The organism is Sphingobium sp. PNB, from assembly GCF_019873065.1.
Lineage (GTDB): Bacteria > Pseudomonadota > Alphaproteobacteria > Sphingomonadales > Sphingomonadaceae > Sphingobium > Sphingobium fuliginis.
In genome coordinates, this window is record NZ_JAINEZ010000007.1 from 19,602 (window position 1) to 33,453 (window position 13,852).

The following is a 13,852-nucleotide window of genomic DNA, read 5'->3' on the forward strand; positions in this document are numbered from 1 at the left end:
CAACAAACGGCCATAGCAGGCTCACATCTGCGGCGACGCGCCGTCATGGGCGGCGATGGAGGCCATGATCTCCTCCGTGGTGGGATTGCGGCGCAGCGTCAGCCCCCCCGTCACATGGAAGGTCTGGCCTGTCATGAAACATTCGTCGCTGGCCATGAACAGCGCCGCATTGGCGATGTCTTCCACCGTGGTGATCCGGCCCAGCGGATATTCCTTCGCATAGGCCTCCACCATGCCGGGCACGTTGAACCCGCCCAGCATCGGCGTGATGGTGAGGCCCGGCGCCAGGATGTTCGCGCGGATGCCATGCCTGCCATATTCATAGGCGACAAAGCGCGTCATCTGGTTGAGCGCGGCCTTGGCGCCCATATAGCTGCAATGATCGTCGGACATGATGTCGGCCACGGCGGAAGAGATGTTGACGATCGCGCCGCCCCTTCCGTCCGGCCGTTCCCGCTTCATCGCGCCGACCATCACCTGCATGAAGAACAGCCCGCCCTTGAAGATGACGGAGAGGATCGAATCGATCTGCTCCTCCGTCTCCTCCTCGAAGGGCGCGAGGAAGCCGATGGCCGCCGCATTGACGGCGATGTCGATCGCGCCATGCCGCGCCAGCACCGCGTCCGCCAGCGACTGGATCTGGTCGCGGCTGCGGATGTCGCACGGAATGGCGGTGGCTCCGGTCGCGGCGGCGAACGCGTCCAGCCCTTTCTGGCCGCGACCGGACACGACGACATGCGCGCCTTCCTCCAGGAAGCGATGGGCGATCGCTTGTCCCATATTGCCTTCCCGCGTTGCGCCCATGATCACAGCGACCTTGCCTGACAGACGGCCCATGATGCTCTCCTTATCCATTCTGTTCCGACGACCGCGCGATCAGCGATTCAAAGTCGCGATGGGGCGGGAATTTGCGGCGGAAGACCGCATTGGCGCGCAGCGCTACCTCGCCGTCCGCGCTGAAGTGGCATTGCGCGAAGCCAAGGTTGGGCGTCCAGCGCAGAACCTCCGCCCGTCCTTCCACCCATTGGCCTTCCGCCGCCGCGCTCAGGAAGTCGATGCTCATCGAGACGGTGGGCCCGCTCAGTCCGGTCACGAACCCGACATTCACGCCCATGACCACATCGGCCATCGTGGCCCAGGTGCCGCCATGACAATGGCCGCGCGGGTTGCAGTGCTGCTGTCCGACATGAAAGCCCAGCGTCACATGGCCGTCCGCTTCCCGGCGGATGTAAACCGGGTCGAAGCCGCCCATCACATCATCCATCCGGTCGAGCCGGTGAAAGCCCGCCGGCACGTCCGCCATCCTCGCCTTTGCATTTTGCATAAGCGGCAGGACTGCCCCCTCCGCCCGGACGGGGCAAGACAGGGAGGGTGCAAGGATCACATGGCCGATAGGCGGCGGGGCCAGCCTCGCCAGCGCGGCGCGGGGCGCGCTATGCTGGCGCGATAGGGATTTGGAGAGCGGAACATGGGCATGAAATGGCTGAAATCGACGGACTGCATCAGCTTCGCGGTGCGCGACAATGTGGCCCGCATCACCCTGAACCGCCCCGAAAAGCGCAACGCCCTGTCGGGCCAGATGCTGAAGGAATTGCATCAGGCGCTGCTGGAAGCGGACGACCGGCGGGACGCCAATGTCATCCTGCTTTCGGGCGAGGGCAGGGATTTCTGCGCGGGCTACGACCTGACGGACAGCTATGGCGGCGCGGCCGACGCGGCGACGGAATATGATCCCGCCGCCTATCGCAGCCGCGCGGGGACCATCGACGACGACATCTGGAATCTGGAGCGGCAGCAGGAGCTGACCTCCATCATGCTGGACCTGCACAAGCCGATCGTGGCGAAGGTGCAGGGCAATTGCCTGGCGGGCGGCACCGACCTCGCTTTCTCCTGTGACATCGTGCTTGCCGCCGACGACGCGAAGATCGGCTTCCCCGCCGCCCGCGCCAACGGCACGCCGCCGACGAACCTGTGGTTCTATCATTGCGGTCCGCAGTGGACCAAGCGCATGCTGTTCACCGGCGACACGATCAGCGGCATCGACGCGGCGCGCATCGGCATGGTGCTGGAAGCCTATCCGGCCGAGGAACTGGATTTCGAGGCGGATGAGATGGTGCGCCGCATCGGCAGCGTCGACGCGGAAATACTCGCCACGCACAAGCGCGTCGTCAATGCGCAGATGGAGTTGGCGGGGGCGAAACAATCCCTGCGCTATGCCGCCGAACTCGACGCCCGCGCCCATCTCAGCACCGGCCCGCGCCGCAGCCGGTTCCGCAAGGACATGGCGGAAAAGGGATTGAAGGAAGCGCTTGCCAATCGCGACGCGCCGTTCGGCAAGGGGCGGATAGAGCTTCGCGCCCGCCGTCCCCGGCCGGAATAGGGACGCCGCCTCATCCTTCACAATTGCGATATGGCAGGGGCGGGGCTTTCCTGCCCGCCAAAACATGGCAGATGCTGGACGGCGTATAGCGAAAATCCGGCCTTTCGAAAGGACGTCTGAAATGAGCAACAGGGCAACCCCCGATGCGGCGACCCAGTTAGAGATCTACCGCCGCATGGCGCTGATCAAGGCGAATGACGAACGGTCGCGCAAGGTCATCATGAACGGGCGGCTGGTCATGCCCTATTACAGCCCGCGCGGTCAGGAAGTGATCCCCAGCGCCATTTCGGTAAATCTGACCGACCAGGATTATATCTGCACCATCTATCGCGGCAGCCACGACCAGCTAGCAAAGGGCCTGCCGCTCAAGGATCTGTGGGCGGAGGTCGCCGGCCGCACCACCGGCACCTGCAAGGGGAAGGGCGGTCCGATGCACGTCACCTATCCCGCCAAGGGCATCATGGTGACGACCGGCATCGTCGGGTCCACCATGCCCATCGCCAACGGCCTTGCCTGGGGATCGCAGCTGCGCGGCGATGGGCGCGTGACGGTCGCCTCCTTCGGGGATGGCGCGGCCAATATCGGCGCCTTCCATGAATCGCTCAATCTGGCCGCCGTCTGGAAGCTGCCGGTGATCTTCGTGTGCCAGAACAATGAATGGGGCGAGCACACCGCCTATGACAAGACCAGCAACGTCAAGGTCGCGGATCGCGCCGCCGCTTATGGCATGCCGGGCGTGCGGGTGGACGGCAACGACCCGTTCGAAATGTACGCCGTGGCGCAGGAGGCGATCGCCCGCGCCCGCGCCGGAGAGGGGCCGACGCTGATCGAGGCGATGACCTATCGCTTCTTCGGCCACGTCTTCGGCGATGCCGACGCCTATATGGACAAGGCGCGCAAGGCCGATGCGATGGCGAACGACCCCGTCCCGCGCTTCCGCGCGCAGCTCATCGAAACCGGCGTCGCGACGGAGGAGCAATTGGCCGAAATGGAAGCCGCCATAGAGAAGGAGATCGACGAAGCGGTCGAATTCGCGCTGGCAAGCGACTTCCCCGGCGTGGAGGAACTGAAGCGCGATGTGTTCGCGGAGGAGATGGCCTGATGAACGCCGAGACCCCAATGGCCCCCGCAAATATTGTGAAGGCCGCCAAGGCGAATATCCTCCAGGGCATCAACGCCGCCATCGCGGACGCCATGGAGGAGGATGAGAATGTCATCGCGCTGGGCGAAGACCTGGCCGATCCGGAGGAAGGCGGCGTCTGCGGCGTCACCAAGGGGCTGTCGTCGCGCTTTGGCGAGCATCGCGTGCGCTCCACGCCCATTTCCGAACAGGCGATCATCGGCGCGGCCATCGGCGCCAGTCTGGTGGGCTTCAAGCCCATTGCCGAGATCATGTTGATGAACTTCACGACCGTGGCGATGGACATGATCGTCAACCATGCGGCGAAGCTGCGCTTCATGTCGGGCGGGCAGACCCATGTGCCCATCGTCATCCGCACCATGACCGGGACGGGTTTCGCCAGCGGCGGGCAGCATTGCGACTATCTGGAAGCCTGGTTCGCGCATACGGCGGGGATCAAGGTGGTCGCGCCCTCCAGCCCGAAGGACGCCTATGGCCTGATGCGCAGCGCCATCGACGATCCCGATCCGGTGCTGTTCATCGAGAATCTGCCCACCTACTGGTCGCCCGCCGAAGCGCCGGAAAAAGGCCATCGCGTGCCCATCGGCAAGGCGAATGTGCTGAGCGAGGGCAGCGACGTCACCATCATCGCCTACGCCCGCATGATCCAGGAGGCGATGCCCGCCGTCGCCAAGCTGAAGGAAGCGGGCATTTCCGCCGAACTCATCGACCTGCGCACCATCGCGCCGTGGGACAGGGAAACGGTGGTGAAGTCGGTCGCCAGGACCGGCCGCGCCATCATCGTGCATGAGGCGGTTACGCCCTTCGGCGCCGGCGCGGAAATCGCGGCGGTGCTGAACGAGGAACTGTTCGGCAGGCTCAAGGCCCCGGTCCGGCGGCTGGGCGGCGCTTTCTGCCCGGTTCCCTTCTCCAAACCGCTGGAAACCGCCTTCGCCCCGCAAACCGCCGACATCGTCGCGGCGGCAGAGGCCCTCGTCAAATCCTAATATCGCTCCGGGAGTTCCCAATGGCTGTTGAAGTATTGCTGCCCAAGATCGGCTTTTCCATGAATGAAGGCACGCTGGCCGAATGGCTGGTGGAAGATGGCGGCCAGGCCGTCGAAGGCCAGCCGCTCTATGCGCTGGAATCGGAAAAATCGACGCAGGAAGTGGAAAGCCCCGCCAGCGGCACCCTCAGGATCATCGCCCAGATCGGGGAAACCTATGAGGTCGGCACCCTTCTGGCGACCATCGGCTAAGCCCGATGCGCTACATCCTGCATGTCACCTCGCGCGCGGTGGCCGGGCGCGAGGCCGAATATGACCGCTGGTATGATGAGGTCCATTCGGTCGAGATGTGCCGGTTGCCGGGCATCCTGTCCTGTACCCGCTACAGGGAACTGGACATGACCGGAACCGAAACCGGCCTGTTCGTTGCCGATTATGAGGTTGAGACGGACAATCCCGCTGCCCTGCTGGAGAGCGTGTTCGCGGCCGCCCCGACCATGCGGCTGACGGATTCCATCGACATGGAAAGCCCGCGCTTCACATTCCTCAAGCCGGCCAAGGACTGAACCCCTATGAGCGATCTCCTGGCAGGTCTTGCCCCCTGGCCCACGGGCGACTTCTCCGTCTTTGGGGAGGTCGAGCAACGGCCCCTTAGCAAGATCCAGAAATTCGTCGCGGCCTTTCTGGGCCGCAACTGGGTCGCCATTCCGCACGTCACCCATCAGGACGATGCGGACATCACGCAATTGGAGGAACGGCGCAAGGCGCATAACGCGGCGGGCGGCACGAAGCTGACCGCCGTGCCGCTGCTGGTGAAGGCGCTGGCCGACGGCCTGGCCGCCTTTCCGCAATTCAACGCCTCGCTCGATCCGGCGAGCGGCATGCTGACGCTCAAGAAATATGTGCATGTGGGCGTGGCGGTGGACACGCCGGGCGGCCTGCTGGTGCCGGTCATCCGGGACTGCGACCGCAAATCCGCGACGCAGATCGCGGAGGAGGTTGCCGCCCTTTCCGACAAGGCGCGGACCAAGGGCCTGTCGATGGCGGAAATGTCCGGCGGCTGCATCACCCTGACATCATTGGGGCATATTGGCGGGACCGGCTTCACGCCAATCGTCAACGCGCCCGAAGTCGCCATTCTGGGCGTCACGCGCGCCCGGCCGGTGCCGGTTCCGGGGGATGACGGCGGGATTGCGTGGCGGCAGATGCTGCCTCTGTCGCTCAGCTATGATCATCGCGTGATCAATGGTGCGGATGCAGCGCGTTTTTCCCGCTTCATCGCCGACCGGCTGGCGGCGGCCGACCTCTTCGCCTGAAAGCCGAAATGCGGTTCTGGGGACGTCTCGTCTTTCGGCGGATCATTTTCCCGCTCTCATGGCCGCGAGCGCGTCCGCCGTCTCCGTCCAGATCGCGCCCATGTCCGGATGCCGGCGCGCTTTCGCCCCATAGCCCGCCAGATTGGGGCAGTCCGCGAGAGGATCGTCGAGGCCGAAGATTTGGGCCACCACCTCGCACAGCAACAGGCTGGGCAGCAATATGCAGTCCGCCTTGCTGATGGCGCCGCCCGCGGCGAAAGCGGCGTCTGCCGTGAACCGGTCGGTGAGCGCCAGCCCGTTCCGCCAATTGGCGATCTCGGCCGCGACCGTCGCCTCGTCGCGGGTCAAAGGGTCCATCTGCTTGAACAAACGCGACATGGCAGGCGTGGCATAGAGTTCGAAACTGCGGATGATGTTGCGCATCCGCACCCGTTCGCCCGTATCGGCGGGCAATAGGGATGGAGCAGGGAAGCGCTCGTCCAGATAGTCGATGATGGTCTCCGATTCGGCAATCGCCAGCCCGTCGTCCGTCACCAGCACCGGCAATTTCCCGATCGGATTGATCGCCAGAAATTCGGGCGACCGCGTGCCGCCGCCCGGCGGAGGCTGCATGGCATAGTCCAGCGTCTTGACGCGCAGCGCCAGCCGCACGCGGGCGGCGAAGGGCGAAAGGGTGACGGCATAGAGGATCATGCCTCATCTCCATCGCGGTAGAGGCGCGCCAGCGTGCCTGCGAGCGGCGTCGGCACGAAACCGTCGCCAAAGGGCCAGTCCAGCATACCCGCCGCCGCCATGGTGCCGCCGTCGACATGCAGCGTCATGCCCGACACGAAGGTGGACAGGTCCGAACCCAGGAACAGCACGGCATCGGCCAGCGCATCGACCGGCGGCTGTTCGCCCCTGGGGATGTACATTTCCAGGCCCTTGCCCTGGGCGTGAGCGGGCAGCCTGGCAAAACCCTCCGCGAAGGAGGGGGGCATGGCGGCCATATTGCCCCGGCTCAATGTCGTGTCCGGCGCGATGCAACTGACGCGAATCCTGTCCTTGCCCAGTTCCACCGCCATCGAACGGGTGAAGTTCGTCGTCGCCGCCTTGGCGCCCGCATAGACCGAAAAGCTGGCGGCGCCGCGATGCGCCTCTATGGTGGTGAAATTGACGATGCTGCCGCCATCGCCGGAACGCTTGATCAGCGGCACGGCGCGCTGCACCGACTGGACGACATAGCCATAGTTGCGATGGATGTCCCGGGCGATGTCGGCCCGGCTGGCTTCGGACAGCAATTGCCGCTTCGTTCCGCCCGCCACGTTCACCACTATGTCGAGACGTGGGCAGGCGCGTTCGACCTCGTCGTAAAAGGCGTCGAGCGCAGCTTCGTCGGTGGCATCGACGACCATGGCCGTGACCTGGCGGCCCATGGACCTGACCGCTTCCTCCGTCCCCGCCAGCGCAGCCGCATCGATGTCGCAGATCGCAAGGTCCACCCCCGCCTTGGCCAGCGCCAGCGATATGCCTGCCCCAATGCCGCCTCCGCCGCCGATGACGGCCGCCACTTTGCCGGCCAGATTGGCGCGTTCGTCCAGAAAACCGCTCATCCAGGACTCCTCTCCGGATCATGTTGTTGCAGGGTTGCATGCAATGCGGCAAGGACGCCGCGGCAGACATCAAAAGGCCGATGAGATGGGGAGGAAGCCTATGCCGCGCGGCATTCCGATGTAGGATGCACGGCTCGACCATCCGGAACTTCCACAGCCTTGCCGAACGCTTCCTCGCATTTCCCTATTCCGGTCCGCCTGCGGCTCTGGACCGGCGCTGACCGCGGCAGGAGCAGAAGATGGATCGACTGACCGCGATGGAGGCCTTCGTCGCCGTGGCTGAGGCCGGTTCCTTCACCCGCGCCGCGCTGCGCCTCAACATCTCGACGCCCATGGTCACCCTGCATGTCAGGCGGCTGGAGGAACATCTGGGCGTGCGGCTGTTCAACCGCTCGACCCGCCGCGTCGACCTGACCGCCGAAGGGGGCCATTATCTGACCTATGCGCAGGCTGCGCTGGACGCCGTGGCCACGGCCGACATGGCGGTGCGGCCGGGGGCAGGCATAGCGGGGCGCGTGCGGCTGGATGCCCCGGCCTCCATGGGGCAGGCGTTCATCATGCCAGCACTGGCCGAATTCCAACGGGCCCATCCGCAGCTGATCCTCGACCTGACGCTAGGCGATCGAGGGACTTTCTTTCGCGTCGACGGCTTCGACCTGGTCATCCGCGCGGGCGAAGCGCCGCCCACGGGATGGAAGACCCTGACGCTCGGCACGACAAGGCTGATCTGCCTGGCATCGCCTGACTATATCGCACAGCACGGCCAGCCGTCGGAAGCCGATGACCTGACGCAGCATCGCGCCATACTCTATGCCAGCGTGGAAATGCCGGGCGGCAATCCGCTTCAATTGCGGCACGGCGACCGCACCGTCCGCGTGCGACCACCGACGGCCTTCACATTCAACGACGGCGCGGCGATATTGTCCGCAACCCTCGCCGGTCTGGGCGTCGGCCAGACGCTGGAAATGCTGGCCCGCGACCATATCCGCGCCGGTCGCCTGATCCCGCTGCTGCCGGAAGCGAACTGGCCCCGGCTGCCTGTCGTGCTGATGGGCGCCCCGGATCGTATCGCCCTGCCGCATGTGCAGGCCGCGCTCGCCTTCCTGACCGATCGGATCGACTGGCGCCTCGACCCCGGCTGAGCTATCAGGCCGCCAGATCGGCCGGCCTGCACAGCGCGGGCGTGCCCTTGGTGCTGATCCGGTAGAGCAGCCGCCGCTTGCCGGGTTCGTCGGAATATTCGATCGGCGTGGCGCTGTGCAGCACCTGGAAATTGTCCCACAGGAAGATGTCGCCGGCCTCGACCTTGTAGCGCGTGACGAACCGGGGCTGGGTGCAATAGGCGCGCAACCGGTCGATCAGCGCGCGCGCCTCGTCAACGTCCAGCCCCTCCGCGCCGAAGGCCGAACCGGACAGATAGAGCGCCTTTCGTCCCGTCACCGGATGACGCATCACCAACGGATGCGAAACGATGCCGTGCCGTGCGGTATTTTCCGGAATGAAGGGGATCTTCTCACCCGGCAGGGCCGGGGACCCGCCCAGGCAGTGCAATCCGATGAGCCCGTCGATCCTGGCCTTCATGTCCTCGTCCAGCGCATCATAGGCCATGACCGTGCTGGCGATCAGCGTTTCGCCGCCTTCATCGGGCGTTTCCACACCATAGAGCATGGTCACGCTGGCGGGCACCGCTTCATAGCTGCTGTCCTGATGCCAGAATTTGGCGCCGTCGCGATAGCGCTCGGGCGTGGCGGCGGCATTGGTGATCCGGATCATCTCCGGAAAGTCATTCTTTCTGTGCGACGGCAGGTGGAACATCAGCGGGTCGCCCCATTGATGGCCAAAGGCGACATAGTCCGCATCGGTCAGCCGCTGCCCGCGTATCGCGAGAATTTGATGTTCGTGCAGCGCCGCGATCAAGGCGCGCAAGGTCTCGTCGCTCTGGGGGACGGAAAGGTCGACGCCTTCGACGATGGCGCCGAAGGGACCGGGCATGGCGCTGATGATCATGGGGGGAATCCTCTCAATTTCCTGGGAGGCATCATAGGCTCAGACAGAAATAAAGCAAATGCTTTAATATGAGGTCTGGCCATCCTTTGCGGGCCAGCTACAAGCATCGCCATGGCCTCCACTTCCCGCAGCGAAACCACCCGCCGGCAGCTTTGCCTCGCGGCAGAGACATTGGTGGCGCAATCGGGGATCGGCGTGGCGACGCTGCGCGCCGTCGCGATTGCCGCCGGGCAGAAGAACACCGCCGCCGTCAGCTATCATTTCGGCAGCGTGGAGGAACTGCTGCGCGCCGTCATCGACATGCGGCTTCGCGATACGGAGGCGGAGCGCGCACGGATGATCCGGGAAAGCGGTCCCTCGCTGGAGGATGTTGACGCCTTCACCGCCTGGCGCTGCATGATGCGGCCCTATTTCCTCCTCGACGATGAACAGACGCCGCATGCCCATATCCGGTTCATGATGCACATGAGCGCGGCGGGCCTGCTCAGCGATCCGTTCGATGCGCGCATCCCGCGGCCCGGCGCACCCAGCATCGCGGCCCTGCTGGAGCGGTTGCACGCCGCGCTGGCCTGGCTGCCGCCGCAACTGGGCCGGGCCCGCATCGCGCTGGCGGGGGCGATGATGTGGAATGCGGTGGCGCTGTTCGACAAGCATGGCTTTGGCGAGGAGCAGCCCGCGCTGGAGATGGAGACACTGCTCACCGATGTCGAGAAACTGGCGCGGCTGGTGTTGAGCGCACCCGCCTGAAGGAGGGCAGGGCGCGCCCATTCCGCCCTGCTATACGGTTTCGGCGGTTCCCAGCACGACCGTCGCTTCGCTCGACAACACGCCGCCATTGCCATGCGCGACGGCAAGGCGGGCGTTCCCGACCTGCCGTTCGCCGCATTCGCCGCGAAGCTGGCGCGTGGCTTCCACCAGCAGGAACAGGCCATACATGCCCGGATGCACGCAGGACAGGCCGCCGCCATTGGTGTTGAGCGCCAACCCGCCGCCCGGCGCGACATGGCCGCCCGAGACGAAGCGTCCGCCTTCCCCCTTGGGGCAGAAACCCAGATCCTCCAGGAACAGGATGGGCGTGATGGTGAACGCATCATAGAGCATCGCCACGTCCATGTCGGCAGGCTTGACCCCGGCCTGCGCAAAGGCCTGCGGACCGGAAATCGCCGCCCCCGTCACGGTGAGGTCGGGCATGGAGCTGATTTCGCGATGGGTGACGGCATGGGCCGCGCCCAGCACATGGACCGGCGCCCTGGCGCAATCCTTCGCCCGGTCGGCGCGCACCATCACCACGGCGGCCGCGCCGTCGTTGAACAGGCAGCAATCGCGCACGGTCAGCGGATCGGACACCATCCGCGCCTTCAGCACATCCTCGATGCTCAGCGGATCGCGCACCGCCGCTTCCGGATTCAATTGCGCCCATTGCCGCGCCGCCACCGCCACTTCGGCCAGTTGCTCGCGGGTGGTGCCGTAGAGATGCATGTGCCGGCTCGCCGCCAGCGCATAGGAGGAGAGGGGAGCGAGCGGATTGTACGGCGCTTCCCACGGGCTCTGGCGCGTCATGCCGACGCCGGGCGGCGGGTTGCTCGCCGGGTTGGAGCCATAGGCGATCAGCGCGCAGTCGATCAGCCCCGCCTCCAGCGCGAGCGCCGCCTGCTGCACATAGACCTCGAAAGCCGAACCTCCGGTGCGGTTGCAGTCGGTGACCTTCGGCGTCAGGCCCAGATATTCGGCCAGTTCCATGCCGCCCAGCGCCTCATAGGGCGCGGAGGTGTAGAGCGCATCCACTTCCGACAGGGCAATGCCCGCATCGGCCAGCGCCAGCAGCGCGGCCTTCGCCGCCATGTCCACGGCGGACAGGCCGGGGCATTGGCCGATGCCATAGGTCGACGCGCCCACGATCGCGGCGCGCCCGCGCGGAAATCCATTGCCCATGCTCATGCGGGCACGAAGACGAGCAAAGGCTTGTCCCCCTCCTGGATGATGCTGGCCCTGACGGCCATGCCGATATGGATGTCATCGACCGGCACGCCATCGACGCGGCTCATGAGGCGCGGTCCTTCGGCCAGGTCGACCAGAACGACGCTGTAGCTGTCGGCCGGGTCCTTCTTGCGCACGATGGTGACGGCATGCACCGTGGCCGCGCCGGATGCGCTCACCCATTCCAGATCCTCCGCGCCCGTGCCCGGCTCCATGACGCGGGGGTAGAAAACATGGCCGCCGGTCGACCGGCTGCGCTGGATCATGAAACGCCCCTCGGCCAGGTGCGCGCGCCATTCCGCTTCGGGCTGGAGCATCCGCGTCACTCGCCCCGGAACAGCGGCTTGCGCTTTTCGCGGAAGGCGGCCAGGCCTTCCTCATGGTCTTCGGTGCGGCTCATCAGCGGCTGGATCGCGGCCTCCAGCTCCAGATATTGCTCGAACCCGCTGTTCCAGCTCAGATCGAACTGGCGCTTTGCCATGCCCATGGCGATGCTGGGGCCGGACGCGAAGCTTTCCGCCAGCTCCATCGCCCGGTCCATCAATGCATCCTGGGCGACCTTCTCATAAGCGATGCCCATGGCCACCGCTTCGTCGGCACGGACGATCCGGCCGGAATAGACCAGTTCCTTGGCCTTCTGCACGCCCAGCGACTGGCGCAGGTGCCAGACAAGGCCGCCATCGGGCGCCAATGCGATGTTGCGGAATATCGCGGCAAAGCGGGCCTGTTCGCCCGCCAGCACGATGTCGCAGGCCAGCGCGTAGGAAAAGCCCACACCCACGCATATGCCCGGCACGGCTGCAATGGTCGGCTTCTTGAGCGAATATATGGCCTTCGCGATGCGGTTGAGCGTGTACATCCGGTCCATCGATCCGGTGACGCCGCCCTTGCGCATGCCCGATACGTCCATGCCCGAACAGAAGTCGCCACCTGCTCCGGTCAGGATGACCGCGCGCACGTCCTGATCCATCGCGATGTCCTCGAACGCGCCATATAGCTGGCCGCGCATCTCCTGGGTGATCGCATTCTTGGTCTGCGGGCGGTCAAGCGTCACGATCGCGACCGGACCCTGCTTTTCGACGATGATGGTCATGGGGAGCGCTCCCTGTTTCTTGTCAAACCTGCTTTGTGGACCGGCATGGTCCGGGTCAAGAATGGCGCGCGGCTTCATCAAAGACGTGATGAGGCAAGCGCCTTTATGGAAAGCCACGCCATCAGCCCCTATCTGCGCCCCAGCTTCTGACGGGAGATTTCGAAGCATGAAGGATGCGGCCATCGTCGCCACCGCGCGCACGCCGATCGGAAAGGCGCACCGGGGCGCTCTCAACAATATCCATGGCGCGACGCTGGCGGCGCACTCCATCCGCGCCGCCGTGGAACGTGCCGGAATCGATCCGGCGGAGATCGATGACGTCCTGCTGGGATCGGCGCGGTGCGAAGGCGCTGTGGGTTCCAACGTCGCGCGCCAGGCTGCGTTGCGCGCGGGCCTGCCGATCAGCGTGTGCGGCATGACGCTGGATCGAAAATGCTCCTCCGGCCTCCAGACCATCGCCATCGCCGCGCAGCGCATCCGCAGCGGGGAGGGGGGCGTCTATGTGGCCGGCGGCGTGGAAACCGTCAGCCTGGTCGACCCGCATCGCAACCTATTTCGCAGCAAGGACGAATGGCTGCTGGACCATAAGCCCGAAATCTACATGGCGATGAACCTGACCGGCGACATCGTGGCCCGCCGCTACGGCATCAGCCGCGAATCGCAGGATGCATTCGCCGTGACGAGCCAGTCTCGCACCGCGAAAGCCCAGGACAAAGGCTGGTTCGACGAGGAGATCGTGCCGGTCGCCACGACGAAGAATGTCGTGGACAAGGCGCTGGCCGTCACGGGTCAGGAAAAGGTCACGCTGACGCAGGACGAATGCAACCGGCCCGGCACGGACATGGAGGGGCTCGCCAAGCTGAAGCCCTTGTTCGAAGGCGGTTCGGTGACGGCGGGCAATTGCAGCCAGTTGTCGGACGGCTCCAGCGCCTGCGTCATCATGGACGCGGACGAAGCGGCACGGCGCGGTCTGCCGATCCTGGGTCTCTACAAGGGCATGCAGGTGGCTGGATGCGAGCCGGACGAAATGGGCATCGGGCCGGTCTTCGCCGTGCCGAAGCTGCTCGACCGGGCCGGGCTTTCGGTATCCGACATCGACATTTGGGAACTGAACGAGGCTTATGCCAGCCAGGCGCTCTACTGCATCGACCGGCTGGGCATCGACCGGGCCAGGGTCAATGTCGACGGCGGCGCCATTTCGATCGGACACCCGTTCGGCATGACCGGATCGCGCATGACCGGCCATGCCCTGCTGGCCGGCAAGCGGCTGGGCGCGAAGAACGCCGTCGTCACCATGTGCATCGGCGGCGGCATGGGCGCCGCCGCGCTGTTCGAAATCATTTGACGGCCAGGCGGGCGAT

Annotated in this window: 17 protein-coding genes; 9 read left to right on the plus strand and 8 right to left on the minus strand. The window is 65.4% G+C overall.

All coding sequences use genetic code 11. The annotated features are described in order from the left end of the window. Positions 1–21: 21 nt before the first annotated feature. Complete coding sequence (locus K7W03_RS04200; protein ID WP_222885671.1) at positions 22–837, minus strand: SDR family NAD(P)-dependent oxidoreductase; 816 nt, start codon at positions 835–837, stop codon at positions 22–24. Between the two features lie 10 nt (positions 838–847). Next, complete coding sequence (locus K7W03_RS04205) at positions 848–1,303, minus strand: PaaI family thioesterase (protein ID WP_222885672.1); 456 nt, start codon at positions 1,301–1,303, stop codon at positions 848–850. A gap of 171 nt (positions 1,304–1,474) precedes the next feature. Between K7W03_RS04205 and K7W03_RS04210 the strand changes: the two genes are divergently transcribed. The 6 genes from K7W03_RS04210 to K7W03_RS04235 all read left to right on the plus strand — a co-directional run bounded on the left by K7W03_RS04210 (position 1,475) and on the right by K7W03_RS04235 (position 5,822). Beyond that, the gene (locus tag K7W03_RS04210) at positions 1,475–2,380 is read left to right on the plus strand and encodes a crotonase/enoyl-CoA hydratase family protein (protein ID WP_226869690.1); all 906 of its coding nucleotides are present in this window, start codon (positions 1,475–1,477) and stop codon (positions 2,378–2,380) included. A gap of 121 nt (positions 2,381–2,501) precedes the next feature. Continuing rightward, a complete protein-coding gene (locus tag K7W03_RS04215) occupies positions 2,502–3,482 on the plus strand; it encodes a thiamine pyrophosphate-dependent dehydrogenase E1 component subunit alpha (protein ID WP_222885674.1) in 981 nt (326 codons plus the stop codon). Next, positions 3,482–4,507, plus strand: a complete 1,026-nt coding sequence (locus K7W03_RS04220) for an alpha-ketoacid dehydrogenase subunit beta (RefSeq protein WP_170825573.1) — start codon at positions 3,482–3,484, stop codon at positions 4,505–4,507. The genes K7W03_RS04215 and K7W03_RS04220 overlap by 1 nt, the downstream gene beginning before the upstream one ends. Before the next feature lie 20 nt (positions 4,508–4,527). After that, positions 4,528–4,758, plus strand: a complete 231-nt coding sequence (locus K7W03_RS04225; protein WP_025550263.1) for a biotin/lipoyl-containing protein — start codon at positions 4,528–4,530, stop codon at positions 4,756–4,758. Between the two features lie 5 nt (positions 4,759–4,763). Continuing rightward, on the plus strand, positions 4,764–5,072 hold the full coding sequence (locus K7W03_RS04230) for a DUF4286 family protein (RefSeq protein WP_222885675.1): 309 nt from the start codon (positions 4,764–4,766) through the stop codon (positions 5,070–5,072). Positions 5,073–5,078: 6 nt separating this feature from the next. Then, entirely contained in the window at positions 5,079–5,822 is a 744-nt protein-coding gene (locus tag K7W03_RS04235; RefSeq protein WP_222885676.1) for a 2-oxo acid dehydrogenase subunit E2, read from the plus strand. Between the two features lie 42 nt (positions 5,823–5,864). Here the strand turns inward: K7W03_RS04235 and K7W03_RS04240 are convergent, their stop codons facing one another. Both K7W03_RS04240 and K7W03_RS04245 read right to left on the minus strand, forming a co-directional pair. Then, on the minus strand, positions 5,865–6,515 hold the full coding sequence (locus K7W03_RS04240) for a glutathione S-transferase family protein (RefSeq protein ID WP_222885677.1): 651 nt from the start codon (positions 6,513–6,515) through the stop codon (positions 5,865–5,867). Then, a complete protein-coding gene (locus K7W03_RS04245; protein ID WP_025550271.1) occupies positions 6,512–7,414 on the minus strand; it encodes an SDR family NAD(P)-dependent oxidoreductase in 903 nt (300 codons plus the stop codon). The genes K7W03_RS04240 and K7W03_RS04245 overlap by 4 nt, the downstream gene beginning before the upstream one ends. 239 nt (positions 7,415–7,653) lie before the next feature. Between K7W03_RS04245 and K7W03_RS04250 the strand changes: the two genes are divergently transcribed. Then, on the plus strand, positions 7,654–8,556 hold the full coding sequence (locus K7W03_RS04250; RefSeq protein WP_222885678.1) for a LysR family transcriptional regulator: 903 nt from the start codon (positions 7,654–7,656) through the stop codon (positions 8,554–8,556). 4 nt (positions 8,557–8,560) lie between these two features. Here the strand turns inward: K7W03_RS04250 and K7W03_RS04255 are convergent, their stop codons facing one another. Then, on the minus strand, positions 8,561–9,421 hold the full coding sequence (locus K7W03_RS04255; protein WP_222885679.1) for a TauD/TfdA dioxygenase family protein: 861 nt from the start codon (positions 9,419–9,421) through the stop codon (positions 8,561–8,563). Positions 9,422–9,532: 111 nt separating this feature from the next. On the opposite strand from K7W03_RS04255, the gene K7W03_RS04260 reads away from it, so the two are divergent. Then, positions 9,533–10,168, plus strand: coding sequence for a TetR/AcrR family transcriptional regulator (locus tag K7W03_RS04260; protein ID WP_061934455.1), 636 nt, complete (start codon positions 9,533–9,535; stop codon positions 10,166–10,168). Positions 10,169–10,198: 30 nt separating this feature from the next. Here the strand turns inward: K7W03_RS04260 and K7W03_RS04265 are convergent, their stop codons facing one another. From K7W03_RS04265 to K7W03_RS04275, 3 genes are read right to left on the minus strand one after another with little or no spacing between them, the layout of a single operon-like run. Further along, entirely contained in the window at positions 10,199–11,359 is a 1,161-nt protein-coding gene (locus K7W03_RS04265) for a thiolase (protein WP_222885680.1), read from the minus strand. Then, positions 11,356–11,715, minus strand: coding sequence for a Zn-ribbon domain-containing OB-fold protein (locus tag K7W03_RS04270; protein WP_140043478.1), 360 nt, complete (start codon positions 11,713–11,715; stop codon positions 11,356–11,358). The genes K7W03_RS04265 and K7W03_RS04270 overlap by 4 nt, the downstream gene beginning before the upstream one ends. A 5-nt stretch (positions 11,716–11,720) precedes the next feature. Further along, positions 11,721–12,491: an enoyl-CoA hydratase/isomerase family protein gene (locus tag K7W03_RS04275; RefSeq protein ID WP_222885681.1), complete on the minus strand. Its 771-nt coding sequence runs from the start codon at positions 12,489–12,491 to the stop codon at positions 11,721–11,723. 166 nt (positions 12,492–12,657) lie between these two features. Between K7W03_RS04275 and K7W03_RS04280 the strand changes: the two genes are divergently transcribed. Continuing rightward, positions 12,658–13,836, plus strand: a complete 1,179-nt coding sequence (locus K7W03_RS04280; protein ID WP_222885682.1) for an acetyl-CoA C-acyltransferase — start codon at positions 12,658–12,660, stop codon at positions 13,834–13,836. Positions 13,837–13,852 lie beyond the last annotated feature (16 nt).

What these genes read in the sequence shown, in the direction of transcription:
- K7W03_RS04240 (WP_222885677.1), bottom strand. Translation starts at nt 6,515, where the DNA reads ATGATCCTCTATGCCGTCACCCTTTCGCCCTTCGCCGCCCGCGTGCGG.
- K7W03_RS04275 (WP_222885681.1), bottom strand. Translation starts at nt 12,491, where the DNA reads ATGACCATCATCGTCGAAAAGCAGGGTCCGGTCGCGATCGTGACGCTT.
- K7W03_RS04225 (WP_025550263.1), top strand. Translation starts at nt 4,528, where the DNA reads ATGGCTGTTGAAGTATTGCTGCCCAAGATCGGCTTTTCCATGAATGAA.
- K7W03_RS04205 (WP_222885672.1), bottom strand. Translation starts at nt 1,303, where the DNA reads ATGGCGGACGTGCCGGCGGGCTTTCACCGGCTCGACCGGATGGATGAT.
- K7W03_RS04230 (WP_222885675.1), top strand. Translation starts at nt 4,764, where the DNA reads ATGCGCTACATCCTGCATGTCACCTCGCGCGCGGTGGCCGGGCGCGAG.
- K7W03_RS04200 (WP_222885671.1), bottom strand. Translation starts at nt 837, where the DNA reads ATGGGCCGTCTGTCAGGCAAGGTCGCTGTGATCATGGGCGCAACGCGG.
- K7W03_RS04210 (WP_226869690.1), top strand. Translation starts at nt 1,475, where the DNA reads ATGAAATGGCTGAAATCGACGGACTGCATCAGCTTCGCGGTGCGCGAC.
- K7W03_RS04270 (WP_140043478.1), bottom strand. Translation starts at nt 11,715, where the DNA reads ATGCTCCAGCCCGAAGCGGAATGGCGCGCGCACCTGGCCGAGGGGCGT.
- K7W03_RS04280 (WP_222885682.1), top strand. Translation starts at nt 12,658, where the DNA reads ATGAAGGATGCGGCCATCGTCGCCACCGCGCGCACGCCGATCGGAAAG.
- K7W03_RS04255 (WP_222885679.1), bottom strand. Translation starts at nt 9,421, where the DNA reads ATGATCATCAGCGCCATGCCCGGTCCCTTCGGCGCCATCGTCGAAGGC.
- K7W03_RS04260 (WP_061934455.1), top strand. Translation starts at nt 9,533, where the DNA reads ATGGCCTCCACTTCCCGCAGCGAAACCACCCGCCGGCAGCTTTGCCTC.
- K7W03_RS04265 (WP_222885680.1), bottom strand. Translation starts at nt 11,359, where the DNA reads ATGAGCATGGGCAATGGATTTCCGCGCGGGCGCGCCGCGATCGTGGGC.
- K7W03_RS04220 (WP_170825573.1), top strand. Translation starts at nt 3,482, where the DNA reads ATGAACGCCGAGACCCCAATGGCCCCCGCAAATATTGTGAAGGCCGCC.
- K7W03_RS04245 (WP_025550271.1), bottom strand. Translation starts at nt 7,414, where the DNA reads ATGAGCGGTTTTCTGGACGAACGCGCCAATCTGGCCGGCAAAGTGGCG.
- K7W03_RS04250 (WP_222885678.1), top strand. Translation starts at nt 7,654, where the DNA reads ATGGATCGACTGACCGCGATGGAGGCCTTCGTCGCCGTGGCTGAGGCC.
- K7W03_RS04215 (WP_222885674.1), top strand. Translation starts at nt 2,502, where the DNA reads ATGAGCAACAGGGCAACCCCCGATGCGGCGACCCAGTTAGAGATCTAC.
- K7W03_RS04235 (WP_222885676.1), top strand. Translation starts at nt 5,079, where the DNA reads ATGAGCGATCTCCTGGCAGGTCTTGCCCCCTGGCCCACGGGCGACTTC.